22 protein-coding genes are annotated in these 26,538 nt (G+C 73.6%); 10 read left to right on the top strand and 12 right to left on the bottom strand.

All coding sequences use genetic code 11. The features are described 5' to 3' along the window. Positions 1 to 42: 42 nt before the first annotated feature. Positions 43 to 1,416, bottom strand: a complete 1,374-nt coding sequence (locus tag Pdca_RS26800; protein WP_232021217.1) for a maltokinase N-terminal cap-like domain-containing protein — start codon at positions 1,414 to 1,416, stop codon at positions 43 to 45. A 360-nt stretch (positions 1,417 to 1,776) separates the two neighbouring features. Between Pdca_RS26800 and treS the strand changes: the two genes are divergently transcribed. After that, on the top strand, positions 1,777 to 4,092 hold the full coding sequence (treS, locus tag Pdca_RS26795) for a maltose alpha-D-glucosyltransferase (RefSeq protein WP_232021216.1): 2,316 nt from the start codon (positions 1,777 to 1,779) through the stop codon (positions 4,090 to 4,092). Positions 4,093 to 4,199: 107 nt separating this feature from the next. On the opposite strand, the gene Pdca_RS26790 is transcribed toward treS, so the two are convergent. Then, positions 4,200 to 6,191, bottom strand: coding sequence for an alpha-1,4-glucan--maltose-1-phosphate maltosyltransferase (locus Pdca_RS26790; protein ID WP_085910987.1), 1,992 nt, complete (start codon positions 6,189 to 6,191; stop codon positions 4,200 to 4,202). A 246-nt stretch (positions 6,192 to 6,437) separates the two neighbouring features. On the opposite strand from Pdca_RS26790, the gene glgP reads away from it, so the two are divergent. After that, positions 6,438 to 9,047, top strand: a complete 2,610-nt coding sequence (gene glgP / locus Pdca_RS26785) for an alpha-glucan family phosphorylase (RefSeq protein WP_085910812.1) — start codon at positions 6,438 to 6,440, stop codon at positions 9,045 to 9,047. A gap of 6 nt (positions 9,048 to 9,053) precedes the next feature. On the opposite strand, the gene Pdca_RS26780 is transcribed toward glgP, so the two are convergent. The 5 genes from Pdca_RS26780 to glgX all read right to left on the bottom strand — a co-directional run bounded on the left by Pdca_RS26780 (position 9,054) and on the right by glgX (position 14,086). Then, the gene (locus Pdca_RS26780; protein ID WP_125911584.1) at positions 9,054 to 9,533 is read right to left on the bottom strand and encodes a hypothetical protein; all 480 of its coding nucleotides are present in this window, start codon (positions 9,531 to 9,533) and stop codon (positions 9,054 to 9,056) included. Between the two features lie 50 nt (positions 9,534 to 9,583). Next, the gene (locus tag Pdca_RS26775; protein ID WP_085910814.1) at positions 9,584 to 9,820 is read right to left on the bottom strand and encodes a zinc ribbon domain-containing protein; all 237 of its coding nucleotides are present in this window, start codon (positions 9,818 to 9,820) and stop codon (positions 9,584 to 9,586) included. A 334-nt stretch (positions 9,821 to 10,154) separates the two neighbouring features. Next, positions 10,155 to 10,862: a hypothetical protein gene (locus Pdca_RS26770; RefSeq protein WP_085910815.1), complete on the bottom strand. Its 708-nt coding sequence runs from the start codon at positions 10,860 to 10,862 to the stop codon at positions 10,155 to 10,157. Between the two features lie 136 nt (positions 10,863 to 10,998). Continuing rightward, positions 10,999 to 11,712 (bottom strand): hypothetical protein, encoded by a 714-nt coding sequence (locus Pdca_RS26765; protein ID WP_085910816.1) that lies wholly within the window; start codon positions 11,710 to 11,712, stop codon positions 10,999 to 11,001. A 343-nt stretch (positions 11,713 to 12,055) separates the two neighbouring features. After that, a complete protein-coding gene (gene glgX / locus Pdca_RS26760; protein ID WP_085910988.1) occupies positions 12,056 to 14,086 on the bottom strand; it encodes a glycogen debranching protein GlgX in 2,031 nt (676 codons plus the stop codon). 187 nt (positions 14,087 to 14,273) lie between these two features. On the opposite strand from glgX, the gene Pdca_RS26755 reads away from it, so the two are divergent. The 7 genes from Pdca_RS26755 to Pdca_RS37645 all read left to right on the top strand — a co-directional run bounded on the left by Pdca_RS26755 (position 14,274) and on the right by Pdca_RS37645 (position 20,329). Then, a complete protein-coding gene (locus Pdca_RS26755) occupies positions 14,274 to 15,044 on the top strand; it encodes an ABC transporter ATP-binding protein (protein WP_085910989.1) in 771 nt (256 codons plus the stop codon). Between the two features lie 113 nt (positions 15,045 to 15,157). Continuing rightward, a complete protein-coding gene (locus Pdca_RS26750) occupies positions 15,158 to 15,937 on the top strand; it encodes an enoyl-CoA hydratase/isomerase family protein (protein ID WP_085910817.1) in 780 nt (259 codons plus the stop codon). A gap of 176 nt (positions 15,938 to 16,113) precedes the next feature. Continuing rightward, complete coding sequence (locus tag Pdca_RS26745) at positions 16,114 to 17,070, top strand: class I SAM-dependent methyltransferase (protein ID WP_085910818.1); 957 nt, start codon at positions 16,114 to 16,116, stop codon at positions 17,068 to 17,070. Continuing rightward, positions 17,067 to 18,251: a MacS family sensor histidine kinase gene (macS, locus tag Pdca_RS26740; RefSeq protein ID WP_085910819.1), complete on the top strand. Its 1,185-nt coding sequence runs from the start codon at positions 17,067 to 17,069 to the stop codon at positions 18,249 to 18,251. The genes Pdca_RS26745 and macS overlap by 4 nt, the downstream gene beginning before the upstream one ends. Next, complete coding sequence (locus Pdca_RS26735; protein ID WP_085910820.1) at positions 18,248 to 18,913, top strand: response regulator; 666 nt, start codon at positions 18,248 to 18,250, stop codon at positions 18,911 to 18,913. Before macS ends, Pdca_RS26735 begins: the two co-directional genes overlap by 4 nt. Before the next feature lie 87 nt (positions 18,914 to 19,000). Beyond that, positions 19,001 to 19,609 (top strand): DedA family protein, encoded by a 609-nt coding sequence (locus Pdca_RS26730; protein WP_158092037.1) that lies wholly within the window; start codon positions 19,001 to 19,003, stop codon positions 19,607 to 19,609. Between the two features lie 99 nt (positions 19,610 to 19,708). Continuing rightward, positions 19,709 to 20,329: a helix-turn-helix transcriptional regulator gene (locus Pdca_RS37645; RefSeq protein WP_085910822.1), complete on the top strand. Its 621-nt coding sequence runs from the start codon at positions 19,709 to 19,711 to the stop codon at positions 20,327 to 20,329. Positions 20,330 to 20,358: 29 nt separating this feature from the next. Here the strand turns inward: Pdca_RS37645 and Pdca_RS26720 are convergent, their stop codons facing one another. Together Pdca_RS26720 and Pdca_RS26715 are read right to left on the bottom strand one after the other, a co-directional pair. Further along, complete coding sequence (locus Pdca_RS26720; RefSeq protein WP_085910823.1) at positions 20,359 to 21,273, bottom strand: nucleoside hydrolase; 915 nt, start codon at positions 21,271 to 21,273, stop codon at positions 20,359 to 20,361. Between the two features lie 16 nt (positions 21,274 to 21,289). Next, positions 21,290 to 21,505 carry a hypothetical protein gene (locus tag Pdca_RS26715; RefSeq protein WP_085910824.1) on the bottom strand — a complete coding sequence of 72 codons (216 nt, stop codon included), beginning with the start codon at positions 21,503 to 21,505 and terminating at the stop codon, positions 21,290 to 21,292. Positions 21,506 to 21,587: 82 nt separating this feature from the next. Here Pdca_RS26715 and Pdca_RS26710 point away from each other — a divergent pair, with 82 nt between their 5' ends. Continuing rightward, a complete protein-coding gene (locus Pdca_RS26710) occupies positions 21,588 to 22,295 on the top strand; it encodes an acyltransferase (RefSeq protein ID WP_085910825.1) in 708 nt (235 codons plus the stop codon). A gap of 54 nt (positions 22,296 to 22,349) precedes the next feature. Here the strand turns inward: Pdca_RS26710 and Pdca_RS26705 are convergent, their stop codons facing one another. From Pdca_RS26705 to Pdca_RS26695, 3 genes are all read right to left on the bottom strand, one after another. Continuing rightward, positions 22,350 to 23,594, bottom strand: a complete 1,245-nt coding sequence (locus Pdca_RS26705) for a glycosyltransferase family 4 protein (protein ID WP_085910826.1) — start codon at positions 23,592 to 23,594, stop codon at positions 22,350 to 22,352. Between the two features lie 616 nt (positions 23,595 to 24,210). After that, the gene (locus tag Pdca_RS26700; RefSeq protein ID WP_085910828.1) at positions 24,211 to 25,728 is read right to left on the bottom strand and encodes a 1,4-alpha-glucan branching protein domain-containing protein; all 1,518 of its coding nucleotides are present in this window, start codon (positions 25,726 to 25,728) and stop codon (positions 24,211 to 24,213) included. Next, positions 25,725 to 26,483, bottom strand: a complete 759-nt coding sequence (locus Pdca_RS26695) for a class I SAM-dependent methyltransferase (RefSeq protein ID WP_197719832.1) — start codon at positions 26,481 to 26,483, stop codon at positions 25,725 to 25,727. Before Pdca_RS26695 ends, Pdca_RS26700 begins: the two co-directional genes overlap by 4 nt. Between the last annotated feature and the right edge of the window lie 55 nt (positions 26,484 to 26,538).

Raw genomic sequence — 26,538 nt, 5'->3', positions numbered from 1 at the left:
TTGCCCGGGAGGCGGGTCGGCGAAGGTCCGGTGACTACCGGGTTACGCGGTCGGCCCGGTCGTGGTACGTGCGATCGCGGTCAGCGGGATCGGCAGCCAGGTCGGACGGCTGCGGGTCTCGTAGATCACCTGGTAGACGGCCTTGTCGAGCTCGAAGGCACGCAGCAGCGCGTCCTGCGTGCGCGGATCGGTGCCCGTGCGCGCGGCGTAACCGGCGCAGAACGCGTCCCGGTTGGCGGTCGACCAGGCGTGTGCCGCACGTGACTGCGGAGTGTCCGAACCGAGACCTCCGCCGGGCGTGTCGGAGCTGGAGAGCAGGTGGTGGAAGGCCGCGTACTCGAAGGAGAACAGCATTCCGACGACGTCGCGCACCGCGGCGTCCGGTGCCCGCCGCTCGGCAGGGGTGGCGGCCGGCTCGCCCTCGAAGTCGATGATCAGCCAGTCGTCGCCCGGGGTGCGCAGGGTCTGTCCGAGGTGCAGGTCGCCGTGCACCCGCTGGACGACCACCGGCTCGCCGAGCGCGGCGACCTCGTCGTAGACGGCGCGGATCGCCGGGACGTGCGGAGCGAGGACCGGGACCTGGGCGGCGACGGTCTCCAACCGGGACGTCCAGTACCCGGCCATCGCGACCGGATCGGACTCACCGGCGCCGAGCTCGTCGCGCAGCGCCAGGTGTACCTCGGCGAGCGCGCCGCCGAGCGCGTGCGCGTCGGCGGTGAAGTCGCGCCCGTCGCGTACCGCGAGCACGGCGCGCTCCCAGCCGTCCTGCGATCCGGCGGCGAACTCCTGCAACAGGCCGTAGGTGGTGGGCTCGCCGTCGAGCGTGCCCTCGATCGCGCCCTGCAGCGCGGCTACGGAGCCGACCCCGGCCGTGCGCAGCGCGCGGTGCAGCTCCAGATCGGGGTTCGGGCCGGGGGAGAGCCGCCGGTAGATCTTGAGGATGGAGCGCTCGCCCCAGCGGACCGAGGTGTTGGACTGCTCGGCGTCGACGACCGTGCCGGTCTCGCCGGTGGGCAGCACGACGCCCGGCTCGGGCACGAAGGCCAGATCGTGCACGGTGCGGCCGGTCGCGATCGCGCCGAGCAGCCATCCGGTGACGGCGGGATCGTGCAATCCGTCGTAGAGCACGACGTCGTCCCGCTCGGCGATCACCGCGGTGCCGAATCCGCTGCCCGATCCGGCGCGCCGGGCCAGGTGCAGCTGGTAGTACCGGTCCGGCCCGTCGGCGAAGGAGACCGCGAGCACGAGGACGTCGAGCCCGAGCAGTTCCCCGGGGGCGGGCAGCTCGGTCCGGGCGGCGATCCGGACCGACTGCAACGGCCTGCCCTTCTCGGCGAACCAGCGCCGCCCGGGCAGCCAGCCCCGGAGCAGGTCGGGAAGCGCCGAGAGGTGGTCGGATGCTCCGGTCGGACCCACGCGTCGTCCCCCTCCCGCCGGGGCGTACGCCCGGCTGTGGTCTCGCTGCGGCACCGTGCGTCCCGGGCCACTCCGCGTCCGCAGAACCCTAACCGTGGGCGCCGGTCCCGGCCGGGTGTGCACCCGGCCCACTGGTACTGTCCGTCGCGGATGGACCACCCGTGGTCACGGGCGGTCACCGACCCCGTCTCCCGGGCAGTTCCGTGCCCGGAAACCCATACTGATCCCGGTGCCCCTGTGGGCCTGCGGCGGACCGGCGTGTTCCGGTGTCGTCGCGCCCGCGGTGCCGTGCCCGGCCGTGCGAGGCCGTGCGCGCATCGGTACCGACGAGCCCCGACAGCGACCCGGAGGACCGGCGGCGTGAGCGAGCGAGAGCCGATGGCCGAGGACATGGCTGAGAACACGGCTGACAGCGCTGCCGAGAACACGGCTCACAGCGCTGCCGAGAACACGGCTCACAGTGCTGCCGAGGAGCCCGCCGCCCAGCCGCCGGACGTCAACTTCGCGGAGTACTTCCACGAGGCCCGGCCGCGGACGCTGCGGCACCGCGCCCGGGTCCGGTCGACGGTGCGCCGCCGCTCGGTCGCCCAGGACGGTCCCGCGTCGGGTGAGAACCCGGTGTACGTGTCCTGGCTGCTCGCCCAGTCGATGCTCGGGCACGCCAACGAGCTGGCCCGGCAGTTCTCCGGGCAGGGCTCGATGTGGCAGAACCCGTTCGCCAGCCCCGGCCCGCGGCACGCCGTGGAGACCGCGTCGGTCTGGTTCACCGCCTACCCGATCTCGCTGATCACCCGGCCCGGCGTGTCCTTCCTCGGTGCGCTCGGCGACGAGGAGCTGTGGCAGGCGTTCGAGACGATCGGCATCGAGGGCGTCCACACCGGGCCGGTGAAGCGGGCGGGCGGGCTGTCCGGCTGGCAGCCGACCCCGAGCGTCGACGGGCACTTCGACCGGATCTCCAACGAGCTCGATCCGGTGTTCGGCACCGAGGACGAGTTCCGCGGCATGTGCGCCACCGCGACCTGGCACGGCGGCACGATCATCGACGACGTGGTGCCGGGGCACACCGGCAAGGGCCCCGACTTCCGGCTCGCCGAGCTCGCCTACGGCGACTACCCGGGGATCTACCACATGGTCGAGATCGAGCCGGGGGACTGGGGCACGCTGCCCGACGTCCCGCCCGGCCGGGACTCGGTCAACCTGGACGCGGCCACCGAGGAGGCGCTGGAGAAGGCCGGCTACATCGTCGGGCGGCTGCAGCGGGTGATCTTCTTCCGGGAGGGCGTTAAGGAGACCAACTGGTCGGTGACCGGGGAGGTCACCGGGGTCGACGGCGTCGTCCGGCGGTGGGTGTACCTGCACTACTTCAAGGACGGCCAGCCCTCGGTCAACTGGCTGGACCCGACGTTCGCCGGGATGCGGATGGTGATGGGCGACGCCCTGCACTCGCTGGCCGATCTCGGCTCCGGCGCGCTGCGCCTGGACGCCAACGGTTTCCTCGGCGTCGAGAAGTCGACCGGCGGGATGCCCGGCTGGTCGGAGGGGCATCCGCTGTCCGAGGCGGCGAACCACCTGATCGCGAGCATGGTGCGCAAGGTCGGCGGGTTCACCTTCCAGGAGCTGAACCTGACCGTCGACGACATCAAGGTCACCTCCGAGGCCGGCGCCGACCTGTCCTACGACTTCATCAACCGGCCCGCCTACCACCACGCGCTGGCCACCGCCGACACCGAGTTCCTGCGGCTGACCCTGCGCACCGCACTCGACCTGGGGGTCGATCCGGCGTCGCTGGTGCACGCGCTGCAGAACCACGACGAGCTGACCTACGAGCTGGTGCACTGGACGGCCGGGCACGCGACCGAGCTGTTCGCCTTCCGCGGGGAGGACGTCACCGGCGGTGATCTCGCCGACACCATCCGGCGCGACCTGTGCGAGCACCTGACCGGCCCGGACGTCCCGTACAACCTGATCTTCACGACGAACGGGATCGCCTGCACCACCGCGACCGTGATCGCGGCGTCGCTCGGCATCTCGGCGCTCGACGACATCACCCCGGACGACGTCGAGCGGATCCGGCGGGTGCATCTGCTGCTGGTCATGTTCAACGCGTTCCAGCCCGGCGTGTTCGCGCTGTCCGGCTGGGACCTGCTCGGGATGCTGACCCTGCCTCCCGAGCAGGTGAGCGACCTGCTGGCCTCCGGCGACACCCGATGGATCTCCCGGCCGGCGCACGACCTGATGGGCCACTCGCCGGACGCCGACCGATCGGCCTCCGGGATGCCCCGCGGGCGCAGCCTCTACGGCCCGCTGCCCGAGCAGCTCGCCGACGAGACCAGTTTCGCCCGGCAGATGCAGGCGATCCTGGCCGTCCGCAAGCACAGCGGGGTGGCGACGGCGCGGCAGATCGACGTGCCGGACGTCGCGCACCGCGGACTGCTGGTGATGGTGCACGCCCTCGACGACGGCCGGACCCAGGCGACCGTGCTGAACTTCGCCGACGAGCACGTCGACGCGGCGGTGCGGTCCGATCACTTCGAGCCGGGTTCGGTGGTGGTGGACCTGTTCTCCGGGGAGACGGTCGGGACCGTCGACGACCTGAACGGCTTCCGGGTGGACATGACGCCGTTCCGGGCGACGGCGGTGGTGCTGGAGGCGCCGCCGGTCGAGGACGGTGCCTGAGCGCGGGACCCGGGCCGGTGCACGTCGTCCGGCCCGGTGATCACGAATCGGGAACCGGAACGCTCGCTGGGCGAACGCCTCGGTTCCCGATCCGTGATCAGCGCGGGTCAGACCAGCGGGGTCCGCGGCGGGAGCCGAAGGACGTGGGCGACGTGCTCCGCCGGGACCAGCCGGACGAAGTTGTACTCGCCCCAGCGGAACGTCTGGCCGGAGATCTCGTCGTGCACGTCGACGAGGTCGGCGTAGTCCAGCCCCAGCGCCGGCATGTCGAGCTTGACGGTGCCCTCCTGGGCGGCGAACGAGTCCAGTGTGCACACCACGAGCACCTGGTCGCCGGTCGCCGGGTCGAGCCGGGAGTAGGCGATCAGCTGCGGGTTGTCCACCTCGTGGAAGTGGATCTCGCGGAGCTGCTGCAGTGACGGGTGCTCGCGGCGGATCTCGTTGAGCCGGGTGAGGTAGGGCTCCAGCGACCGACCCTGGTTGAGCGCGGTCTCGAAGTCACGCGGCCGCAGCTCGTACTTCTCCGAGTCCAGGTACTCCTCGCTGCCCGCCTTCACCGGGGTGCCCTCGTACAGCTCGAATCCGGAGTAGACGCCCCAGGTCGGGGACATCGTGGCGGCCAGGGTCGCCCGGATCGCGAACATCGCCGGGCCACCGGTCTGCAACGACGGGTGCAGGATGTCCGGGGTGTTGGTGAACAGGTTCGGCCGGCACTCGTCGGCGTGCTCGGCGTGCATCGTCGCGAAGTCGGCGAGTTCCTCGGCCTCGGTCCGCCACGTGAAGTACGTGTAGGACTGGGTGAAGCCGAGCCGGGCCAGGCCGAACAGCCGGGCCGGGCGGGTGAACGCCTCGGCCAGGAACAGCACGTCCGGATCCCGGCGCTTGACCTCCCAGATCAGCCAGTGCCAGAAGTTCGGCGGCTTGGTGTGCGGGTTGTCGACGCGGAAGATCTTGACGCCGTGATCGACCCACTTGCGCACCACGCGCAGGCACTCGGCGTAGATGCCCTCCGGGTCGCGATCGAAGTTGAGCGGGTAGATGTCCTGGTAGCGCTTCGGCGGGTTCTCCGCGTAGGCGATCGTCCCGTCCGGCCGGACGGTGAACCACTCCGGGTGCTCGGTGACCCACGGGTGGTCCGGCGCGCACTGCAACGCCAGATCGAGCGCGACCTCCAGGCCGAGCTCGGCGGCCTTCGCGACGAACGCGTCGAAGTCGTCGAAGTCGCCCAGTTCCGGATCGATCGCGTCGTGCCCGCCCGCGGCGGAGCCGATCGCCCACGGCGAGCCGACGTCGCCCGGCTCGGCGTGCACGGAGTTGTTGCGGCCCTTGCGGTGCACCGTGCCGACCGGGTGGATCGGGGGCAGGTAGACGACGTCGAAGCCCATCCGCGCGACGCGGTCCAGCTCCTTGGACGACGTCGCGAACGTGCCGTGCACCGGCCGGCCGGTCTCGTCGCGGCCACCGGTGGACCGCGGGAAGAACTCGTACCAGGAGCTGTAGAGGGCACGCCTGCGGTCGACGTGGATCTCGCGCTCCGGGCCGTGCGTGATCAGCTCCCGGACCGGACGCTCGGTCATGATCGTCACGACCGCGTCGAACAGTGCCGGGGCGACCCGCGCCCGCAGTGGGAGTGCGGTGTCGCGCAGGGCGTTCGCCGCGCCGAGCAGCAGATCGCGGCTGTCCTGCTCGGTCGGGCGCCTGCCCACCCGGGACAACAGCCGGGCGCCGATCTCCAGGTCGTTGGCCAGCTCGTCGGCCGACTGCCCGGCGGCGATCTTCTTCTCGACGCCCGAGCGCCAGGTCGCCCACGGGTCGCTCCAGGCGTCCACCCGGAACGTCCAGCGGCCCTCGGCGTCGGGCACCACCCAGGCGCCGAACCGGTCGGTCCCCACACCCTCGGGGAGCATCCGGACGTAGCGCGGCTCGCCGGGGGTGCCGTCGGTGCCGAGCGGGGTGAGGACGACGTTCGCGGCGACCGCGTCGTGCCCCTCCCGCCACACCGTCGCGCGAACCGGGACGACCTCGCCGACGACGGCCTTGGCCGGATCACCGGTCTCCACGAACGGTGTCACGTCATCGATTCCGAGCCGACCGGTCATCGGCTGCACCCCCAGGCTCCGCGTCACCGCGGCTCGTCGTCACCGTCGGTAGAAGTCTCGTGCCGCGGTCGGCGCGCCGGCACACCACCGCCGCCCCCGGGACGGCCCGGCGTTCGCGGCGCTACGGAACCGATCCGACGTGCACGGATCCGGTCTTCCCCGCGGTCAGCCAACCCTACCGGTGAGTGGCACCGGTGGCCGGGCGGGCCGCCCACGCGTGTCGCCCGTCCCGCTACCCTCGCGGCCGTGAGAGCCCTCCGCCGATTCACCGTCCGTGCCCAGCTCCCCGGTCCGCTCGCGCCGCTGCAGACGCTGGCCACGAACCTACGGTGGACGTGGCATGCGCCCACCCGCGATCTGTTCGCCTCGCTGGAGCCGCAGGCCTGGGACGACTGCGGGCAGGATCCGGTCCGGCTGCTCGGCGAGATCCCGACCGCCCGGCTGGCCGAGCTGGCCACCGACGACGCGCTGACCGCGCGGGTCGCCGAGTGCGCCGCCGACCTGCAGCGCTACCTCGACGAGCCGCGCTGGTACCAGGAGCAGGACGGGGCCGGCCTGCCCGGCGCGATCGGCTACTTCTCGATGGAGTTCGGCGTCTCCGAGGTGCTGCCGAACTACTCCGGTGGTCTCGGCGTGCTGGCCGGCGACCACCTCAAGGCGGCCTCCGACCTGGGCGTCCCGCTGGTCGCGGTCGGGCTGCTGTACCGCTCGGGGTATTTCCGGCAGTCGTTGTCGCTGGACGGCTGGCAGCTCGAGCACTACCCGGCGATCGACCCGCAGGGCCTGCCGCTGCAGCTGCTCACCGGCGACGACGGCGCCCCGGTGCTCATCGAGGTCGCGATGCCCGGCGACCGCACGCTGAGCGCGCGGATCTGGCTGGCGCGGGTCGGCCGGGTCCCGCTGCTGCTGCTCGACACCGACATCGAAGAGAACACAGCGGAGAACTCCGGCGGTACGTCCGGCGGTTCGTCCGACGGGACCGATCTGCGTGGGGTCACCGACCGGCTCTACGGCGGCGACCAGAACCACCGCATCCAGCAGGAGATCCTGATCGGTGTCGGCGGGGTCCGCGCGGTCCGCGCGTTCTGCCGGGTGACCGGGCACCCGGCCCCGGAGGTGTTCCACACCAACGAGGGACACGCCGGCTTCCTCGGGCTGGAGCGGATCCGGGAGCTGTGCACCGGCTCCGCGGTCGCGTCGAACGGGGCGGGCCCCTCGTCGAGCTCGCCGGCGACCGTGTCCGGCGCCGGGCTGGACTTCGACGAGGCGCTCGCCGCGGTCCGGGCCGGGACGGTGTTCACCACCCACACCCCGGTCCCCGCCGGGATCGACCGGTTCGGGCTGGGCCTGGTGCGCCACTACCTGACCGACCGGCTGCTGCCCGGCCTGCCGGTCGAGCGGGTGCTGGCGCTCGGCGCCGAGGACGACCCGGAGATGTTCAACATGGCGCACATGGGTCTGCGCCTGGCCCAGCGCGCCAACGGCGTCTCGAAGCTGCACGGGATCGTGTCCCGGGGGATGTTCGGCGGCATGTGGGCCGGCTTCGACCAGGAGGAGGTGCCGATCGGCTCGGTCACCAACGGCGTGCACGGCAACACCTGGGAGGCCGGTCAGGTCGCCGACGTGCTGGGCGCACCGGAGTCCACCCCGGCCGAGGTCTCCGACGCCGATCTCTGGTCGCTGCGCAACACCCTGCGCTCCCGGCTGGTCGACGAGGTCCGCAGGCGGGTCCGGGCCGCCTGGCTGGAGCGCGGCGCCTCCGAGCCGGAGCTGGGCTGGACCGACCACGTCTTCGATCCCGACGTGCTGACCGTCGGTTTCGCCCGCCGGGTGCCGACCTACAAGCGGCTCACCCTGATGCTGCGCGACCCGGACCGGCTGCGCGGGCTGCTGCTCGACCCGCAGCGCCCGGTGCAGCTGATCGTCGCGGGCAAGTCGCACCCGGCCGACGACGGCGGCAAGGCGCTGATCCAGCAGATCGTCCGGTTCGCCGATGACGCCGGCGTCCGGCACCGGATCGTCTTCCTGCCCGACTACGACATGTCGATGGCCCGCTACCTCTACTGGGGCTGCGACGTGTGGCTGAACAACCCGCTGCGTCCGCTGGAGGCCTGCGGCACCTCCGGGATGAAGTCGGCGCTCAACGGCGGCCTGAACCTGTCCATCCGGGACGGCTGGTGGGACGAGTTCTACGACGGCCGCAACGGTTGGGCGATCCCCACCGCGGACGGCGTCGAGGATCCGACGCGGCGCGACGACCTGGAGGCGAACGCGCTCTACGAGCTGATCGCGACCCAGGTCGGGCCCGCCTTCTACGACCGGATCGACGGGGTCCCGCCGCGCTGGGTGGAGATGGTGCGGCACACCCTGACCACGCTGCGGCCCAAGGTGCAGGCGACCCGGATGGTCCGGGAGTACGTGCAGGACTGGTACGCCCCGGCCGGCCGGGCCGCCGCAACCGCCGCGGCCGACGACTATGCCGCGGCCCGCGACATCGCGCAGTACCGCGCCCGGCTGAACAAGGCGTGGAACCACGTCCGGATCACCGGGGTGGACGCCTCCGGGCTGCCGGACACCCCGGTCGTCGGGTCCCCGATGACCGTGCGCGCCGGGGTGGACCTGGCCGGGCTGGACCCGTCGGACGTGACGGTCGAGGCCGTCGTCGGCCGGGTGGACGACGCCGACGAGCTGGCCGATTCGATCACCGCCGCGATGACGCACAGCGGCGACGGCAGCTGGGAGGTCGCGGTGCCGCTGCCGCACGCGGGGCTGACCGGTTACACGGTGCGGGTGCTGCCGCAGCATCCGCACCTGGCGTCGTCGGTGGAGCTGGGCCGGATCGTGCTGGCGGGGTGACGCCGATCAGCCCCGGCAGACGTCCAGCGGTGGGCGCGCGCCGGGGACCTCACCGTGCTGCGGGAAGTACCAGGTGAGTACCCGGTAGCTGAGCCGGCCGTTGCAGTCGCCCAGGTCGGAGGCGACCAGCGTGGTCGGCTGCGGGGTCGCCGCGGACGGCGGCGCCCCGGGAGCGGAGTAGCCGGCGGTGCCGGTTCCGGTGGCGTGCGGGCCGCCCCAGTCCTGCCAGGACACGTCCCGGACGACGCCGGTCGCGCCCGTCCCGCCGAGATCGATCAGGGTGGGCCGGGCCGCACCGATGCCGCGGGTGCCCGGCCGCCCGGCCGCGCCGAGCACCGGTCGCGGCCCGCCCGGGTCCGATGGTGCGGTGGTCGGCAGGGCCCCGGTGAGGGCGGGCGCCCCCGGCCCGGCGGCGGTGGCGGCGCGGGTCTCGGAGGTGCGGCCGGTGGGGCCGGAGCAGCCGGTCAGCAGCAGGGCGCCGGCCATCAATCCGGTGAGGCAGAGCCGGAGCGAACCGGGACCCGCCGGGAGCGGGATCAGCCCCCGCAGCACCCGCCGCCGCAGCAGCCCCCGCCGCCACCGGCCGGGGCCATCGCCTGCGGTGCGGCGCGGCCGCCACCGGTCGAACGCCCGCCCAGCGAGACGGTGGAGAGCAGCTTGACGGTGTCCGCGTGGCCGGCCAGGCAGGCCGCCGGATCGGAGGCGGCGACCATCGGCCGGTCCACCTCGAAGGTCGAGCTGCACTCGCGGCACCGGAACTCGTAACGCGGCATGCGCGCAGCGTACGCCGCGGGAGCCGGTGCGGCGACGCTCCGGAACGGGCCGGTGCCCGGTGATCCCGTCCATCGCGGCTCCCCGCCTCGATCGTCACACGTGTGACGGCTTCGTCGCGGCGGGGCGGTCCGATGTAACACGACACTCCGTGTCGAGGGGGGTCGACGGGCGGCCACTGGTCAGGCGACGGGCGGCCGCTGGTCAGCCGCCGGTCTGTCGCCGGTCGGCCGACGGGCAGCCACCGGGCCGTCGACGATCGGTCGCCGGGTAGCCACCGGGCCGTCGACGATCGGTCGCCGGTCAGCCGACGGGCAGCCGGCGATCGGGCGCCGGTCAGCCGACCGTCGCCGAGGTGCGTGCGACGTACGTCTCGCCGCGCGGCGAGACGGTGGTCAGCACCAGCCCGTGGGTGCCCGGGGCGAGGCCGTCGAGGGTGGTGCTCCAGCCGGTGGCGCCGCCGCAGGTCCCGCTCCAGGCGGGAGCGCCGTCGACGGTCAGCTCGCACGGCCCGGCGACGTAGGGATCGACCGGCTGCTCCCGGGCGGCCTCGACGTGCACCGTCCCCGGGCCGGTCTGCTCGGCGGACAGCGACATGTGGATCTCGCAGAGATCGGGTTTCCCGAACTCGGACAGCACCGTCGGCCCGTTGATCGGGTCGCCGCCGTGCGGGTCCTGGGTGACCGCGCGCACCGAGAAGGTCAGCGGACCCCGGCAGCGGTCGCCGCGGATCGGGCCCGCGGTGGTCGCCCCGGTCGCGGCGGAGTGCAGCCGGGCGCCGGTCGCGTCGTGCGTCTCGACGACGTAGTGGGTCCGGATGCCGTCCCCGTTCTCGGTCGGGGCGGTCCAGGTGGCTTCGAAGCCGATCGCGCGGGCGCCGCCGCCCTCGACCGGGCTGAGCGCCAGGTCCTGGACCGGGCCGGGCGGCTCCGGAGCGTCGACCCGCGGTGCGGCGGAGACAGCCGCCCCGCCGGCGAGCAGCGCCGCGATCGCGACGAGCCCGACACCGACCGTCCGGAGCGATCGGCCGTATACCCCGTTCATCGCGAACTCCCCGGTCCGACACGCGTCGCGTTCCTCACACGGTCGAGTGAACCACGGCCGTTCGGCGGAGCTTCGGGCGGGGATCCGGCCCAGTGTTCGTGTGGCAACCGGACCGCTGGGCCGGCGCCCCGTGCTCTCACCGCACGGACATCGAGGTGGTCGCCGGGTACTCCTGCCCGTTGGGCGATCGGGTCGTGAGGACCAGGTCGTGCTCGCCGGGGGCGACCGCGGTGAGGGTGGCCGACTCGTCGTCGATGCCGCCGCAGGTTCCCGCCCAGACCTCCCGGCCGTTGTCGGTCAGCACGCAGCGGCCGGCGACGTAGGGGTCGACCGGTGCCGCACGGGCGATGTCGACCTGCACGGTTCCCGGGCCGGTCTGACGGGCGGTGAGCGACGAGTGGATCTGGCAGCTCGTCGCGCCGAGCGTGGCGGTCGAGGCGGGCCCGACGAGCGGCTCCCCGGTCGCCGGGTCCTGGGTGACCGCCGAGACCTCCACCGTGTAGGGCTGGGTGCAACGGTCCTGGGCGTAGCGCTCGAGCGTCGTGTTCGCGGTCGTCCCGCGATCCAGCGGCGTGCCGATCGCGTTGCGGACCTCGTAGGTGTAGTGCAGTCCGGCACCGGTTCCGGGGTCGGCGGGTGGGTCCCACCGCCCGTCGAAGTACAGCGTGCGGGCGCCCTGTCCGCCCTGCGCCGTCAGTGTGAGGCCGCCGACCGGGCCCGGTGGGGTGGGCGCCACCGGCGGGGGCGCCGGTGCCGCGGCGGCGGTGCCGCCGGCGAGCAGTATCGCCAGCAGCGTGGCGACGACGATGCCGACCGCCCGGAACGGTCGGATGGATGCTCCGTGGCTCATTACGAAACCCCCCGGGTTCGTAGCGATTGGGTGCACCCGTTGCATCGCGCAGCAGCGATGCCGTGTCACATGATCGGCGTGAAGCCACCTGATGAGCGGTGGTTGCTCGGCGGGCGAGTGGATTCCGATGCGCAATTCTGCATGGGTGCTACGCCGGGTGGGGTACCGAACGGCGTGCCGGTACCCCCGTGCGCACGTCCGGCCGGTCCGGCCGCAGCTCACGGCAGCTCACCGTGCCTCGCCGCCACCCACCGTGGCTCGCGCGCAGATCGCCGCCGCCGCGCCCCGGCCGGCCGCGTCGCTCGGTGGCTGCACAGCAGCCGGGCCGGGGTGGCCGCGTCGCTCAGTGGCTGCGCAGTAGCCGGACCGACCGGGGCGGCAGCACGATCGTCGCGCCGGCGCCGACCGGGGAGGGATCGGCGGGCTCGCCGTCGTCGGTGGTGGAGTCCAGCACCGGATCGAAACCGTGCTCGGTCGGGAGCAGGCAGTCGACGGGCTCGTCGCCGGCGTGCAGCAGCAGCAGCCAGTAGTCGGCGAGCAGCACGACGAGTGTCCGGCGTCCGCCGTCGTGCCAGTCGTGCGGCTCCATCGGGCGCCCGGACGGATCCCACCAGAGGACCTCGCCGTCGACGTAGAACTGGTCGCGGTGCAGCACCGGCGACTCCCGGCGCAGCGCGGTGACCTTCGCGGTGAAGGCCTCCATCGCGGCCGTCTCGTCGGTGCTCGTCCAGTCCACCCAGGACGTGTCGTCGTCGCGGCAGTAGGCGTTGTTGTTGCCGCCCTGGGTGCGCCAGCGCTCGTCGCCGCCGGTGATCATCGGGGTGCCGATGGACAGCAGCAGGGTGGCCATCAGGGCGCGCGCGGTGGAGAGCCGGGCGGCGCGGATCCCGGCGTCGTCGGTCTCGCCCTCGACGCCGAGGTTCTGCGACCGGTTGTCGTCGGTGCCGTCGCGGTTGTTCTCGCCGTTGCCCTCGTTGTGTTTGCGCTCGTAGGAGACGAGATCGCGCAGCGTGAAGCCGTCGTGCGCGGTCACGAAGTTGACCGAGGCCCACGGCCGCCGCCCGGAGTCCCGGTAGATGTCGGAGCTGCCGGTCAGCCGGGACGCCAGCTCGGCGACCCCGCCGCCGTGCCCGCGCCAGAAGTCCCGGACGGCGTCGCGGTAGCGCCCGTTCCACTCCGACCAGGCGACGCCGAAGCCGCCGACCCGGTAGCCCTCGCCGGTGGCGTCCCACGGCTCGGCGATCAGCTTGCACGCCGAGAGCGTCGGGTCCTGGGCGATCGCGGTGAGCAGTGCGGAGTCCGGGGAGAACGGGCCCGACCGGGGGCGGCCCAGTACCGAGGCGAGGTCGATCCGGAAGCCGTCGACGCCGTAGGCGTGCACCCAGTGCCGCATCGCGTCGCAGACCAGCCGGATCACCGTCGGGGAGCCGGCGTCGAGGGTGTTGCCGGTGCCGGTGATGTCGGCGTCGTGCCCGGAGCCGCCCAGCGAGTAGTACGCCGGGGCGTCGAGCCCGCGGTAGGACAGCGTCGTCCCGCCGACGCCGCCCTCACAGGTGTGGTTGGGGACGATGTCCAGGATCACCTCGATCCCGGCGGCGTGCAGGGCGTCGACCAGGTAGGCGAACTCGGCGCACTCGTTGCCCGGGTCGGCCGCGTAGCCGGCGTGCGGGGCGAGGAACCCGAGCGTCGCGTAGCCCCAGTAGTTGACGGCGCCGCGCTCGAGCAGCGACGGCTCGGGGGCGTTGGCCTGCACCGGCAGCAGCTCCACTGCGGTGATCCCGGCCCGCTGCAGGTGCGCGATCACGGCCGGATGTGCCAAGCCCAGGTAGGTGCCGCGGTGCGCCTGCGGGACCTCCGGGTGCAGCCTTGTCCAGCCCTTGACGTGGATCTCCGAGATGACCGTGTCCGACCACGGCACGTCCGGCCGGGGCGGACGCCTGCCCTCGGTGGTGGACTCGACCACCGAGAGCGGGACGCTGCCCAGCGAGTCGATCGTGCTGGGCCCGCCGGTCATCGGGTCGCCGTGCCAGCCGCGGGCGGCGACGACGTCGGTGACCGTCCCGGTGATCCGCCGGGCGTAGGGGTCGACGAGGATCTTGTTCGGGTTGCTGCGCAGCCCGGCGAACGGCTGGTAGCGCCCGTGCGCCCGGAATCCGTAGCGCTGTCCCGGGCGCACCCCGGGCACGTGCCCGTGCCAGACGCCGAACGTGTGCTCGCGCAGTTCGATCCGGCGCTCGGTGAGCGGTCCCCCCTCTCCGGCGGCGCCGTCGGGGCCGTCGATGAGGCAGACCTCCATCATCTCCGCGCTGGTCGAGGCGACCGCGAAGCGGGTTCCGTGGTCGTCGGGGTGGGCTCCGAGCGGGAAGACAGGCACGGTCGGCCAGGATAGGTGGGTGAGCACCTCCGGAACCGCGCCCACGCCCGGCGTCACAGAGATCGATCCTTCGAGCAGCGGCAGCGGAACGAGCATCGATCCCGAGAGCAGCGGCAGCGGAACGAGCATCGATCCCGAGAGCAGCGGCAGCGGAACGAGCATCGACTCCGAGGATCTGGTGATCGGGATGGACGGCGTGACCGTCCGTCGCGGCTCCAACATCCTGCTCGACGCCGTGGACTGGCGGGTCGAGCTCGACGAACGATGGGTGGTGCTGGGCCCGAACGGCGCCGGGAAGACCACCCTGCTCCGCCTCGCCGCTGCCGAGCTGCACCCGACGTCCGGCCGGGTGCAGGTGCTCGGCGAGCGGATGGGCCGGGTGAACGTCTTCGAGCTGCGTCCGCGGATCGGCCTGACCTCGGCGAACCTCGGCATCCGGATCCCGGGTGACGAGCGGGTGTCCGATGTCGTGGTGTCGGCCGGGTACGGGGTGCTGGGCCGCTGGAACGAGGACTACGAGAGCGAGGACACCGGGCGGGCGAGCCGGCTGCTCGACCAGCTCGGGATGGGCGGGCTCGCGGACCGGCTGTACGGGACGCTGTCCGAGGGTGAGCGCAAGCGCACCCTGATCGCCCGCGCGCTGATGACCGACCCGGAGCTGCTGCTGCTCGACGAGCCGGCCGCGGGACTGGACCTGGGCGGCCGGGAGGACCTGGTCGGACGGCTCTCGGATCTGGCCGAGGACCCGTACGCGCCGGCGTCGGTGCTGGTCACCCACCACGTCGAGGAGATCCCGCCGGGCTACACGCACGGGATGCTGCTGCGCGACGGGAAGGTCGTCGCGGCGGGCCTGCTCGACGACGTGATGGCGCCGGAGCCGCTGTCGGAGACCTTCGGGCTGCCGCTCACCGTCGAGCGCCGCCCCGGTGGCCGGTTCGCCGCCTACCGGCGGAACTGAGGCGGCGCACCCGCCGGGTTGCGCGGCGGCGTCCCGCGGAGATCGACTTCCGGTGTTGTGGCGCATCCCGGCGAACGGCGCGCGGGCGCGCGCCGGGGATTAGGGTCCGCTCCGTGACCGAATTCGTGAGCCTGTCCGTGGACGACGGCGTCGGGACGATCCGGATCGACCGCCCGCCGATGAACGCCCTGAACCGCCAGATCCAGGGTGAGCTGCTGGAGGTGGCCGAGGAGGCGTCGACCCGCGCCGACGTGCGCGCCGTCGTGGTGCACGGCGGGGAGAAGACCTTCGCCGCCGGCGCGGACGTCAAGGAGATGGCGTCGATGTCGTATGCGGACATGGCGCCGCAGGCCCGCCGGCTGTCGGCCGGGCTGGGCGCGATCTCGACCATCCCGAAGCCGACCGTCGCCGCGGTGACCGGCTACGCGCTCGGCGGTGGCCTGGAAGTCGTGCTCGGTGCCGACCGCCGGATCGCCGGGGAGAACGCCAAGCTCGGCTTCCCGGAGATCCTGCTCGGCATCTTCCCCGGTGGTGGCGGAACCCAGCGGGCGGCGCGGCTGATCGGCGCGCCGCGGACCAAGGACCTGATCTACACCGGCCGGATGGTCGGCGCCGAGGAGGCGCTGGCGATCGGCCTGGTGGACGAGGTCGTCCCCGCCGACGAGGTGTACGCCAAGGCCGTGGCGTGGGCCGCCCAGTTCACGAAGGGCCCGGCGCTGGCCTACGCGGCCGCGAAGAAGGCGATCGACAACGGCCTGGACACCGATCTGCGCACCGGCCTGGACATCGAGTCCGAACTGTTCGCCGGCGTCTTCGCCTCCGAGGACGCGAAGGTCGGCATGGCGAGCTTCGTGGAGAACGGGCCGGGCAAGGCCACCTTCACCGGCCGCTGAACTCCGGCGCGATGTCGAGCGGGACCGGCTCGTCGGCGACGAGCCGGTCCACCGGGCGGTCGAGCTCCCGGTGACCGCGGCCGGCCGGGCCGCCGGGCCGGAGAGGGTGGCGGCGGGCAGCGACTCGGCCGGGGCGAACCGGTGCCTTCCGGGGCCGTTCTGCAAGACTCCTACTCATGAGTTCGGACCCGGCGCCCACCCCGCACGCCACCGCCGAGCAGGTCGAGGCGGCCTGGCACGACCCGAAACTCGCCAACGTGCTGTACCACGACTGGGAGGCGGGAACCTACGACGAGAAGTGGTCGATCAGCTACGACGAGCGCTGCATCGACTACGCCGTCGGCCGGTTCCGGGCCGCCGCCCCCTGGGACGGCCGCCCCTACCTGCGGGCGCTCGAGCTGGGCAGCGGCACCGGGTTCTTCCTGCTGAACCTGATGCAGGCCGGGGTGGCCGAGCGCGGCGTCGTCACCGACCTGTCACCGGGCATGGTCGGCGCGGCGACCCGCAACGCCGAGGGCCTGGGGCTCGACGTCGAGGGCCGGGTGGTCGACGGCGAACACATCCCGTACCCGGACGACAGCTTCGACCTGGTCGTCGGGCACGCCGTGCTGCACCACATCCCGGACGTCGAGGCCGCCCTGCGCGAGGTGCTGCGGGTACTGGAGCCGGGCGGCCGGTTCGTCTTCGCCGGTGAGCCGACCACCGTCGGCGACGCGTACGCCCGCACCCTCGGCCAGTGGACCTGGAAGGCCACCACCACGCTGACGAAGCTCGGCCCGCTGCAGAGCTGGCGCCGCCCGCAGCACGAGCTCGACGAGTCCTCCCGGGCCGCCGCGCTGGAGTCGGTCGTGGACATCCACACCTTCGATCCGGACGACCTGGAACGCACCGCGCAACGGGCCGGCGCCGAGGGCGTGCAGGCGAGCACCGAGGAGTTCAGCGCGGCGATGCTCGGCTGGCCGGTGCGGACCTTCGAGGCCGCCGTCCCGCCCGGGAAGCTCGGCTGGAACTGGGCGATGTTCGCCTATCACGGCTGGCAGCGACTGTCCTGGGTGGACGAGCACCTGCTGTCCCGGGTGGTGCCGCGGCGCTGGTTCTACAACGCGCTGATCACCGGCACCAAACCGCGATGAGCAGCCTGCCGGAACGGGCCCGCTCGCGCGCGCACGGCGCGACCCTGGTCGACGTGGAGCATCCGCTCGAACCGTTCTGGCGCGGCATCATCGCCTACCGGCTGCTGACCCTGGTCACCGTCATCGGGGTGACCGCGTACCACCTGCGCACCGGCTACGAGCGTCCGATGGCGGCGGTCGGCGTGCTGGTGGCGATGACGCTGTGGACGGCCGTCACGTCCTGGGGTTACCTCGGCGGGCTGCCCGGCGCACCGGATCACCGCGGCCGGCTCGCGCTCGCCGATCTCGCCGTGTGCGTGGGCGTCATGGCGACCACGCCGTGGATCGTCAGCGAGTCGCTGCTCGACTCCGGCGGTCCCGGGATGGGCTCGATCTGGACCTCCGGCGCGGTGCTGGCGTGCGCGGTGGCGTTCCGGATCCGTGGCGGGCTCGTGGCGGCCGCGGTGGTCTCGGCGACGCTGGTGCTGACCAAGGAACGGTTCGGCTCGCTCGAGCTGGGCGACATCCAGCTGCTGGTGCTGGCCGGGCTGACCGTCGGGTTCGCCACCCACGTGCTGGAACGCACCGCCGCCCGATTGCGCAGGCTCACCGCGGAACAGGCTGCGGCCGCCGAACGCGAGCGGCTCACCCGATCGATCCACGACGGCGTCCTGCAGGTGCTGGCGCACGTCCAGCGGCGCGGTGCCGAGCTGGGCGGCGGCGCGACCGAGCTGGGTGTGCTCGCCGGGGAGCAGGAGACGGCGCTGCGGGCGCTGCTGACCGGGCCCGGCACGACCGACGCGACCGGCCGCCGCGATCTCGCCGCTGCGCTGCGGATACTCGCCTCGGACCGGGTCACGGTGTCGGCGCCCGGCCGGCCGGTGGAGCTCGATGCGGCCGTCGTCGACGAGCTGGAGGGCGCGGTGCGGGCGGCGCTCGCCAACGTCGCGGTGCACGCCGGCCCGAACGCACGTGCCTGGGTGCTGCTGGAAGAGCTGCCCGGCGCGATGGAGATCAGCATCCGGGACGACGGCCCCGGCATCCCGGAGGGCAGGCTCGCGGAGGCGCAGGCACAGGGCAGGCTCGGTGTCGCGCTCTCGATCCGCGGCCGGGTGGAGGACGTCGGTGGCACGTTGACCCTGGACACCGGGCCGGAACTCGGTACTGAATGGGTCATCCGGCTGGACAGGGGGGACTCATGAGCGAGGAGACGCCGATCCGGGTCATGGTCGTCGACGACCATCCGATCTGGCGGGAGGGGGTCGCGCGCGATCTCGCCGAACGCGGGCTCGACGTCGTCGCCACCGCCCCGGACGCCCCCGCGGCGATCCGGATCGCCACCGCGGTGCGCCCGGACGTCGTGCTGATGGATCTGAACCTGGGCTCCACCTCGGGGGTCGAGGCGATCACCGAGATCGCGCAGAAGAGCCCGGACAGCCGAGTGCTGGTGCTGTCGGCCTCGGGTGAGCACGCCGACGTCCTGGAGGCGGTGAAGGCGGGTGCGCTGGGCTACCTGGTGAAGTCCGCCGGGGTGGACGAGCTGCTGGAGGCGATCCGGCGGACCGCGCGCGGCGTCGCGGTGTTCACCCCCGGGCTCGCCGGGTTGGTGCTGGGGGAGTACCGGCGGCTCGCGGAGACCCCGCGGCCGGCCGACGGCTCGCCCGCGGTGCCCGCGCTGACCGAGCGGGAGACCGAGGTGCTGCGGCTGGTCGCGAAGGGGATGACGGCCAAGCAGATCGCGGCGAAGCTGGTCGTCTCGCACCGGACGGTGGAGAGTCACGTGCAGAACACGCTGCGCAAGCTGCAGCTGCACAACCGCAGCCAGCTGGTGCGCTACGCGATCGAGCAGGGGCTGGCCGACTGACGGTGCGGATCGGGGACCCGGATCACGATCAGGTCACGACGACCGGCAGACTCGGCCCCACCCCCGCTCCCCGGTAGGAGATCCTCCGTGACCGACCCGACCACGCTGATCGGGTACGTGCTGGACAGCCCCTGGCTGCTCCCGCTGATCACGCTGGCCGTCATCTGTGACGGGCCGCTGCCGCTGGTGCCCAGCGAGCCGGTGCTGTTCAGTGCGACGGCGTCGGCCCTCGCCGACGGTGACGGCCTGCGGATCGTCGCGCTCTTCGGCGCGGCACTGGTCGGGTCGCTGCTGGGCGATGCCCTGCTCTACGGCGCCGGCCGGTCGTCGAACCGGGTGGTGGGCGGTGTCCGGCGCGACGACGGACTCGGTGCCTGGGTGCGCCGCCACCTGCACCGGCGCCCGATCGTCGCGCTGGTCGCGACCCGGCTGATCCCCGGTGGCCGGCTGGCGAGCGTGACGGCGGCCGGCCGGGTCCGGTTGCCGCTGCGCGCCTTCGTGCCTGCGACGCTGGCGAGCTCGCTGGTCTGGAGCAGCTGGATGACCGGTATCGGGGTGATCGTCGGCCCGTTCACGCACGGCGATCCGCTGCTGTCACTGCTCGCCGGATTCCTGCTCGCGCTGCTCGTGGGCGGCGCGGCCGGTATCGCGCGCCGGGTGGTCCGGCACCGTCGCCGCGCCATCGCGTCCGTCTGACGGGATCGGGCGTCCGGATTTTGGGATAGCCGATTTCAATCGAACGGATCATGGCAAGCTGTGCCGTCCGGGTGAATCGGGAGGAACGGGGAACGACGGGTGCAGCACGACACCGACGAGCGGGAGGCCGGTTCGGTCGTGGTGGGGGACCCGCCGGTGCCGCGCGGATGGCCGGTGCTCGGCCGCACCGCGGCGGGCCCGGCGGAGGCGGTCGCCGCCGCCGTCGTCCGGGTCCGGCCGGCGCTGGTGATCGTCGACCTGGCCGGTTCCCGCGCGGTGGGGCTGGCCGCCGTGGCGGCCGTCGTCGCACGCGTCCCGGCCGTCCCGGTGCTCGCCGTCGCGGCGCCGGGAGCGGAGCACGAACTGGTCCTCGACGCCGTCCGGGCGGGGGCGACCGGGGTCGCGACCACCGACGACCCGGTCGAGCTGCTCCCGGTCGCCAGGGCCGCGCTGGCCGGTCGTCCGGCGTTCTCACCGGGGCTGGCCGCGGTCGTACTGGAGTCGATGGTGACGCCGGCCCGGCCGGTGCCCGAGCTGAGCCCGCGTGAGTCCGAGGTGCTGCGCCTGGTGGTCGAGGGGCTGACGGCGCGGCAGATCGCGGCCCGGCTGGTGCTCTCGCCGCGCACCGTGGAGAACCATGTGCAGCGGTTGCTGCGCAAGCTCGACGTGCCGGGCCGGGGTGCGCTGGTCCGGTACGCGATCGAGCACGGGCTGGCGTAGCGGTACGCCGGATCGGGCCCGCCGGACGGTCAGTCGCGCAACCGGTCCAGCACGGCGTCGAGCACCGCCGGGACGTCCGGCGTGGAGAGCACGTCCACGGTGGACGCCGGCTCCGGCCCGCCTCCCGGGACGGTGGCGCCGCGCGCCGGGCCGAACCCGGTGTCGACGGCCAGCGGGACCGGCTGCGCGACGAGGGATCCGGGGGCGACGCAGTCCAGCAGCGCGATCGCGTCGTGCAGCGCGACGGCGTCGTGGCCGGTGCGGTCGAGATAGCCGCCGAGCATCGCGGCGAGCTCGGCGCACACCGGGTCGCCGGTGGCCAGCGCGGCCACCCACTCCGGGCCTGCCGCGCAGGCCAGCGTCGTCCCCAGCGGTACCAGTGCCACCGGCACCTCGGTCTGGGTGAGCACCCGGTGCGCGGCCTCCGGATCGGCGTGCACGTTGAACTCGGCGGCGCCGGTGACGTTGCCGCCGCCGATCGCACCACCCATGACGACGATCCGGTCGATCCGCTCCACCAGCTCCGGATGGGCGGCCAGCAACAGCGCGGTGTCGGTGAGCGGGCCGATCGCGGCGATCGTGACCGGCTCGGTCGCCTCCTGCAGGATCCGGGCCATCAGCGCGATCCCGGACCCGGGCACCGGCCCGACCGGCTCCGGCAGCGCGGCGGCGCGTCCGCCCAGGCCGTCGATCCCGTGCACGTGGGTGGCCCGCCGCTCCAGCCGGTGCACCAACGGCCGGTCCGCGCCGGTGCCGAGCGGGACGTCCGGACGCCCGGCCAGCGCGAGCAGCCGGCCCGCGTTGGGCAACGTCCGGTCGAGCCCGACGTTGCCGTAGGAGGCGACGACCGCGCGGACGTCGACGTCGGGGCTGCGCAGGGCGAGGACGATCGCGACGGCGTCGTCCACACCGGGATCGGTGTCGATGATCAGCGGGCGGGGCACCCGGGCAGCCTACGGCTCACTCGCTGCGGGTCGGCTCGTCCTCGTCGTCGTCGGTCACCTCGTGCGCGGCGGCGTCGGTGACGCCGGAGTCGTCGGTGCCCGCTCCGCTGCGCGGGTTGCCGGCGTGGTCGCGTTCCTCCCGGACGGTTCCCGCACCGCCGGAGGTCAGCTCGCCGGTCCCGACGTCGGTCCCGTCGTCGGGGCCGTCGGTGGTGTGCTGGCGGTCGCTCATGGGTTCGCTCCGGTGCGTCGGGTACGGGACGAGGGGGTAGGTACCCGCCGCAGCGGCGGGACACACGCCTAGGGTCGTTCCCGTGCGACCGCAGGACGATCCGGAGCAGGCACGGCTGTTCACGCTCACCTCGCTGCGCTGGATCCTGCGCCACCGTGCCTTCACTCCCTGGTATCTGTTGCGCTACTGGCGGTTGCTGGTGCTGCGGATCCGGGCGCCGCACGTCGTGCTGCGCGGCATGGTGTTCCTCGGCAAGGGCGTCACGATCGAGGCCCGCCCCGGCTTCGGGCGGCTCGAGATCGGCCGCTGGGTGCACATCGGCGACGGCACCGCGCTGCGCTGTCACGAGGGCTCGATGCGGATCGGGGACAAGGTCGTCTTCGGCCGGAACAACACCCTCAACTGCTATCTCGACGTCGAGGTCGGTGCGGCGACCCTGGTCGCCGACTGGGTGTACGTGACCGACTTCGACCACCGCACCGAGGACGTGCACCGGCCGATCAAGGACCAGGGCATCGTCAAGGCCCCGGTCCGGATCGGCGAGGGCTGCTGGCTCGGGGTGAAGACGTCGGTGCTGCGCGGTACCCGGATCGGCTCCGGCGTGGTGCTGGGCGCGCACGGCGTCGCGCGGGGGGAGATCCCGGCCGACACGATCGCCGTCGGCACCCCGGCCCGGGTGGTGCGGGATCGGCGCGCCGACTACGAGGCCGCCGCCGCCGAACGCGCCGCGGTCGCCGACATGGCCCGCAAGGCCGACCGGGCGCTGCGGGCCCGGCTCGACAGCGCCTGATCCGGCCCGGTAGCCCAGCCCGCCGAGGTGCGGAACGGGCCTGCTGAGCGGGTGTCAGGGGGTGCGGTCGAAGAGGTTCCCGGTGGGGATCTTCGGACGGGGGAGGTTCTGCGCCGGCCCGGGCCGTGCCGCGGCGTAGATCGCCGCGGTGCGGGCGGCGATCGTTGGCCAGGCGAAGTCGGTGCGCAGCCGGGCCCTGGCCGCCCGGGCCCGGCGCCGCGCGGCGCGCGGATCGGCCAGCGCACGATCGACGGCGTCGGCGATCCCCGGGATGTCGCCCGGTTCGAAGCCGAGCCCCGTCTCACCGTCCCGGACGACCTCGCCGAGCCCACCGGCGGTGGACGCGACCAGCGTCGCCCCGACCGCGGCGGCCTCCAGCGCGACGATCCCGAAGGGCTCGTACCGGCTGGGGAGCACGACGGCGTCGGCGACCCGCAGCAGGGCGGTCAGCTCGCCGTCGGGCAGGTGACCGAGGAACTCGACCGAGCGGCGCACCCGGTGCTGGGCGACCCGCGTCTCGAGCATCTCCTGCTGAGTGCCGCTCCCGGCGACGAGCAGCCGGGTCCCCGGATGCCTGCGCCGGATCCGCGGGAGCGCCGCGATCAGGTCCTGCACCCCCTTCTCGTACTCCAGGCGTCCGAAGTAGACCAGTCGCGGTCCGTTCGCGGACGGCGCGGGCGCGGCGGCCCGGGACCGCCATCGACGCAGGTCGATCCCGTTGTGCACCACGTGAACCGCAGCGGGATCGAGGTCGTGCAGGGTGGCCACCTCGGAGCGCATCGCGGACGAGCAGGTGATCACCTCGTCGGCCCGTTGGGCGAGCCACCACTCGGTGGAGTGCACCTGGTGGTTCAGCGGCCCGGGCAGCCAGCCCGAGTGCCGCCCGGCCTCGGTGGCGTGCAGCGTCGTGACCAGCGGCACGCCCAGGACGTCGGCGAGCGCGATCGCGGGATGTGCCACCAGCCAGTCGTGGGCGTGCACGACGTCCGGCCGCCAGCCCGGCAGCAGCGCGGTCAGCGCGTGCCGCAGCAGTCCGTGCCCCATCGCGAGGGTCCAGGCCACCATGTCGGTGCTGAACTCCAGATGCGGAGGATCCTCCGCGACGCGCAGCACCCGGACCCCGTCGACGGTCTCCGCGCTGCTCGGATGGGTGCCCGCGTCGGTGCCCGCGGGCGCCCGGGAGAGCACGACGACGTCGTGCCCGGCCGTGGCGAGCTCCCGGGACAGCGCGTGCACGTGCCGGCCCAGCCCGCCGACCACGACCGGCGGGAACTCCCAGCTGACCATCAGCACCCGCATCCGAAGATCCTGGCAAACGCCGTACCGGCGGTTACCCCCGGGTACGGCCGACGGGCGACGAGGCCCGGCCGGCATGGGATGCCGGACCCGCCCCCGCCGATCAAGATCCGCGTCTTGGGAGTGCTCGGGCGTCTAACGGCCTCGCACACTCCCAAGACGCGGATCTTGATCGGCAGGCACAGGCACAGGCACCGGCAGGCGGGGGCGGGCGCGGCTCTGGTCCTCCTGGGCCGACCTCCGAGCATGATCCGTGTCTTGGGAGTGCTCGGGTGCCTATCGGCCTCCTGAACTCCCAAGACGCGGATCATCGTGGGCGTGGGCGTGGGCGCGGAGGCGGGCGCCGGGGCGGCTGCACGGGCCGACGGGCCGACGGGCCGACAGGCGGGCCGGCGGAAGGGCTGCACGGGCGGACGGGCGCGGGTCCGGGCCCCGGGGACCGTCCCCCGAGCATGATCCGTGTTTTGGGAGTGCTCAGGCGCCTATCGGCCTCCCACACTCCCAAGACGCGGATCATCGGCCGCGCGGGCGGGCCCGGGTGCGGGTGGGGGCGGCCCCCGGGACGGTCAGGCGCGCGCCATCGCGACCGGTGCCCCACCCGTGGGACCAGGCGGGTGGCTCAGGGCCCTGCGAGGTCCCGGGCGTCGAGATGCCCGAAGGTCGGCTGCGGCACGTCGCTCCACCGCTCGATCCGCCGCTCCGCGGCACGCCTGCGCCCCTCCCGCAGCAGGCCGGACAGCTCGGCGACCCGGCCGGCGTGCGTCGCGGAGCGGGAGCGGGCGTAGTCGGCGGCCGAGTCCTTGGTGACCATGAACGCCCAGTCGCTGGACAGCGCGTGCAGCGCCTGGTCGACGAGCAGATCGGCCAGCGGGTCCCGGACGTCGGGGCGCAGCATCGGCCCGTCCCCCGGCCGGACGGTGTCCAGGGCGGACAGCAGGTCGTGCTGGACGTCGTCGCCCCGCGCCACGAGGTCCGACACCTGCGGCCCGGCCCAGACCCGCCAGTCCTTCCCCGAGCCCCACGAGCACTCGGGCAGCGCGACCGGCTCGCCGACCAGGCCGTCGTCGATCGCCCCGCCGAGTGTCCGGACCTCGACCCCCGCCTCTGGCAGCAGCCGCAGCACCGCCGCGAGCCAGTCCGGGCCCTCGTGCCACCAGTGCCCGAACAGCTCGGTGTCGAACGCGGCGACGGTCATCGCCGGCCGGCCGGTCGATTCGCGCAGTGTCCGCAGCCGGGCGACTGCGGTGTCGACGAAGTCCCGGGCGTCGCGCTGCACGGCCCGCGCGGCCAGCTCCGGCGAGTACGGCTTCTTCTGCTCCGGCGGCACCCGGCGGCCGGTCACCCGGGCCGGCTTCAGCCCGGACGGGTGGTCCCAGGTGTGGAAGTCGCGGTACTCGGGGGAGCCCGGGTAGCCCCGGCGCGGCGACCAGACCCGGTAGGTGACGTCGAGGTCGCGCCCGACACACAGCACGTCGGACGAGCCGACCGGCCGGGCGAGCGCGGTGTCGCCGCGCAGCGCGGGACCGTCCACCAGGAACCGCCGCACCCCGGCGGAGGCGTAGTCGTCCTCCATCCCGGGTGCGTAGCCGCACTCCGGCGCCCAGATCCCGGCCGGTCGCCCGCCGAGCCGCAGCGCGTGATCGGACAGCCCGGCCCGTAGCGAGAAGGCGCGCACCCGCGGGCGCAGCAGCGGCTGGAACGGGTGCGCCGCGGGTCCCCCGAGCAGCTCGACGGCCCCGCTGTCGCGCAGTCCCCGCAGCACCGGCGACCCGCCGTGCCGCCAGTGCGCCTCGAACTCCGCGGTCGCCGCGCCGGCCACCCGGTGCTCGTGCGCGGCGAGATCGGGCAGCCGGCCGGCCGCCGAGTGCGCCCGCAGCGTCCAACCGCCCAGCCAGTCGTGCACGCCGCGCAGGCAGTACGGGTCGTCGAGCTGCGCGGCCAGTACCGGGGTGATCCCGAGCGTGGCGAGCTGGCCGCGGCCCTCCGCGGCGAGCTCGCGCAGGGTCGCCAGCACCGGCAGGTAGGACTGTGCCCACGACTGGTAGAGCCACTCCTCGCCGACCGGCCAGCGCCCGTGCCGGGCCAGCAACGGCAGGTGCGAGTGCAGGACCAGGCAGAACGTGCCGACCGGTGTCACCGGCGGACCGCCGAGACGAGCAGATCGAGTGAGGCATCGAGATCGTCGGTGCGCAGCTCGAAGTCGGTGCTGCGCACGGCGGCGACGTCAGCGGCGAGATCCGCGGGCCACGGCGCGCCGGACAGCGCCAGCCGGGTCTGCGCCTCGATCAGCCCACCGTGCCGGGCGTCGAGCTCGCGCAGCCGCGGGCCGTGGTGCAGCCCGCGGACGACGACGTCGTCGAAGCCGGCGTCGGCGGTCAGGCCGGCCAGCTCGGCCGGGTCCAGCTCGCGGGTGTGGAACGGGTTGAGCGGGGTGTCCCGGCCGGGGGAGAAGGTGATCCGGTTGGGCGTCGACACCAGCAGTGTCCCGCCGGGCCGCAGCACCCGGCGGCACTCGCGCAGGAACCGCTCCTGCTCCCACAGGTGTTCGATGACCTGCAGGGACACCACGACGTCGATCGAGCCGTCCGGTACCGGCAGCGCCACCAGGTTGGCCCGGGACACCGCCACCCGGGGGTAGCGGGCGCGGACGTGCGCGACCGTCGTGGCGTCGTAGTCCAGCGCCAGCACCCGGCGTGCGGTCCCGGCCAGCAGGTCCGCGCCGTAGCCCTCGCCGCAGCCGGCCTCCAGCACGACGGCGCCGGCGCAGTCGTCCGCGATGGCGGTGTAGACGATCTCGTGCCGGCGGAACCAGTAGTTCTCGTGTGAGACACCGGGAACTGTACGCTCGCCGGTAAGCGGAAGGCAACTGCTCTGACCAGGTGATTCTTGCACTGCACCGTCCTGAATCTCTGTCGCAAGGGTTCCGCACAGGGTTACTTGCCACGGT

Origin of the sequence: Pseudonocardia autotrophica (assembly GCF_003945385.1) — a bacterium.
Lineage (GTDB): Bacteria > Actinomycetota > Actinomycetes > Mycobacteriales > Pseudonocardiaceae > Pseudonocardia > Pseudonocardia autotrophica.
This window is presented reverse-complemented; position numbering and strand designations above follow the sequence as displayed.